We start from the raw sequence: 2,700 nt of genomic DNA on the forward strand, positions 1-2,700 counted from the left end.
AATCCTGCAGATACTGAATGGTGCCGCGATCTTCAACCGTATCACGACAGCAGGTCAGATGCAGAAGCTGGAAGCCGTACTGTTCGCGCAGCTCGGCGAAGCGCTCGATGAGCTTTTCCTGCAGGCTGTTAAACTGGTCGCTGCCTTCCGGCAGATTGCCCGCATTGATCTGATCTTCAAGCCAGATCCACTGGAAAAACGCCGCTTCGTACAGCGAGGTCGGAGTATCGGCGTTGTTCTCCAGCAGCTTCGGTTCGCCGGTGCCATCCCACGCCAGATCAAGACGCGAGTAGAGCGACGGCTGGTTTGTCTGCCAGGACTGACGAACAAAGCCCCAGGTGTGCTTAGGAATACGGAATTTGGTCATCAGTTCGTCGCTGGCGATCACTTTCTCGACCACTTTGAGACACATCTGGTGCAGCTCAGCGGTCACATCTTCCAGCTTTTCCACCTGGGCCAGCGTGAGTTTGTAATAGGCGTCTTCACACCAGTACGGTTCGCCGTACATGGTGTGAAAATTAAAACCGTATTCCGTGGCTTTATCGCGCCAGTCCGGGCGTTCGGTAATACTGACTCTTTCCATGCGTATCAGCCACCCATTGAACGCGTAGACGTGCCGCTTGCGCTACGCTGCATGGCGCTCTGTTTGGCTACAGATTCACCGAAGCCGCCGCGCGTTACGGTAGAGGTGGTTGCCGGTTTCGGCGCCATGGCGGTTTTAGGAACCGTCATCGTACGACCAGGCTGTGCGGCGCCGTAGTTTTTACCACCCGCATCGGTGTATTTACCGTAAGCCGGGCTGGCCGGGTTTTTCGAGCTGAACAGCGGTTGCTGCGCAAAGCCCGCGCCGCCGCCCATCATGCGGCCCATCATATAGCCCGCCATCAGAGGCATCCAGAAACTGCCGCTGGACTGCTGTGCCTGTGCTTCTGGCGCCATGCCTGCCTGAGCAGGGGCTTGCTGACACTGGCCTTCACCGAACTCAGCGATACAATCTTCGCGAGTGGCATATTTCGGCGCGGTACGTTCCGCTTCTTTCAGCGCATTGTTGTATGTGGTGGTACATTCCGCACTTTTACCTGGATTGGCTGCCGAGCAGTCATCCGCATTTTGATACAGCGATACGGTTTCATCGCTTTTCTCACAGCCCGCCAGCATAAACACAGCGGTAACGGCTAACGCCACAGGCGTCAGATGGCGTGCGCTCCAGCTTTTGCGGAACGAGGCGTGATGGATGGATTTTGTCCGTTTCATTTTCGTCTTTCCTGGACCCAGTGGTTATTACTGCTCAGGATAGAGGATGAGTGGTTGAAAATGAAGCGAGAAGAGGCGGGAATGCGGAACAATGGCGGGATCTTTACGTTGCCTTACGTTCAGACGGGGCCGCAGCCCCGTCATCGCGTTTAATTACGGAACGGATTTTTACCGTTGCTGCTGGAAGAACGTACCGACGCCGGTTGCGTGGCGGGCGCTGTCGCGTTGGCGGCATAGCCGTCAGCGTTCGCGTCCATCTGCGGGGTTTCCGGCGCGACGTGTTCCGGCGAGGTGGAGATCGGTTTGCCCAACGTGTTGTTCAGCGCCACCAGATCCTGCTCGTTCAACGTACCCAGCGCTGACTTGATATTCAGCTGGTTGATCAGGTAGTTATAACGCGCATTCGCCAGTTGCTGCTTGGCGTTGTACAGCGTGGTGGTCGCATCCAATACATCAACGATAGTACGTGTACCCACGGAGTAGCCCGCTTCCATCGCATCTAATGAGCTCTGGGCGGAAACCACCGCTTGTTTGTACGCGTTAATGCTGCTGATTGACGCATTGATATTGTTGAAGGAAGAACGTACGGTCTGCACTACGCTACGGTGGGCACTTTCCAGTTGCTCACTGGCGCCAACAAAGTTGTATTGCGCCTGTTTCACCTGCGAGTTCACCATCCCGCCCTGATAAATCGGCAGCGAGAAGCTCAGGCCGACTTTGTTCTGGCCCATGTTGCTGTCGTCATACTGGGAGCCTACCGCGCTGCCGCGGGTTTTCGAACCACTGTAGGAGGTATCAGATACGCCGGTAGAGGCGGTTAAGTCCAGCGTTGGCAGGTGACCATCCTGCGCCTGGCGAATCTGCTCACGTGCCAGATCCTGGCTCAGACGCGCCTGCAACAACGTCAGGTTGCGGTTTTCGGCTTCTTTCAGCAGGGCGTTCACCGCCTGCGGCTTGTCGGTTTTGAAGCTGTCAACGTTCAGCGATGCCAGCTCCGGGTAGTAGTTGCCGGTAACCTGACGCAGTTCTTCAACCGCATTGTCGAGATCGTTACGGGCGGTCACTTCGTTGGCCAGCACGGTATCGTATTGCGAACGGGCGTTTTGCACGTCAGTGATGGCCACCAGACCCACGTTGAAACGCTGGGTGGTTTGATCCAACTGACGATAAATCGCCTCTTTCTGCGCCTGGGTGTAAGAGAGAACGTCAATGGCGTTCAGCACTTTAAAATAGGCGCTCGCGGTGTTGAGGATCAGCGTCTGCTGGTCCGTCTGGAAAGTCACGTCCTGAATACCCGCCGATTTTTCCTGCAGGGTCAGCGCACGCCATTTCGACATATCGAAAAGGGTCTGCGTTAATTGCAGGGACGCGCTGGTGGCATTTGAGTTCACGCCGTTAGCATCGCGGTAGCCGTTGCTGTAGGTGTAATCGGCACCTAAGCCCAGT

3 protein-coding genes are annotated in these 2,700 nt (G+C 56.0%); all 3 read right to left on the reverse strand.

The features are described 5' to 3' along the window. Nucleotides 1–583 (reverse strand): glutathionylspermidine synthase family protein (locus AB7E14_RS22600; RefSeq protein ID WP_428169995.1); only part of this gene is annotated, 583 nt, incomplete at its 3' end. 5 nt (nucleotides 584–588) lie between these two features. Next, nucleotides 589–1,254, reverse strand: coding sequence for a DUF1190 family protein (locus AB7E14_RS22605; RefSeq protein WP_042998172.1), 666 nt, complete (start codon nucleotides 1,252–1,254; stop codon nucleotides 589–591). Between the two features lie 149 nt (nucleotides 1,255–1,403). Continuing rightward, on the reverse strand, nucleotides 1,404–2,700 hold a 1,297-nt coding region (tolC, locus tag AB7E14_RS22610; protein ID WP_428169996.1), incomplete at its 5' end, for an outer membrane channel protein TolC.

Origin of the sequence: Citrobacter sp. (assembly GCF_050252275.1) — a bacterium.
Lineage (GTDB): Bacteria > Pseudomonadota > Gammaproteobacteria > Enterobacterales > Enterobacteriaceae > Citrobacter_A > Citrobacter_A amalonaticus.